The sequence below is a fragment of the Seonamhaeicola marinus genome (genome assembly GCF_008085455.1).
Genome location: NZ_VSDQ01000442.1, coordinates 240 through 580, shown reverse-complemented (window position 1 = coordinate 580; position 341 = coordinate 240). Strand labels below are relative to the sequence as shown.

At 35.5% G+C, this 341-nt stretch carries 1 protein-coding gene; it reads left to right on the top strand.

From position 1 onward, the window contains the following. The coding region (locus FUA24_RS25740) for a S1 RNA-binding domain-containing protein (protein ID WP_246146981.1) at positions 1-341 on the top strand (341 nt) is incomplete at both ends.

Genomic DNA, 341 nt, shown 5'->3' with positions numbered 1-341 from the left:
GTGTAATTTCATTAAACGAGTTTCGCTACAACCCTAACTTAGCAGTTGGTGATAAAGTAGAAGTATTAATTGATGTACGTGAAGATGCTACAGGTCAATTAGTATTATCTCACAGAAAAGCAAGAGTAATTAAAGCATGGGACCGCGTAAATGCAGCACATGACTCTGGTGAAATTGTTAACGGTTTTGTAAAATGCAGAACTAAAGGTGGTATGATTGTAGATGTATTTGGCATTGAAGCATTCTTACCAGGATCTCAAATTGATGTGAAGCCAATTAGAGATTACGATCAGTACGTAAACAAAACAATGGAATTCAAGGTTGTAAAAATTAACCACGAA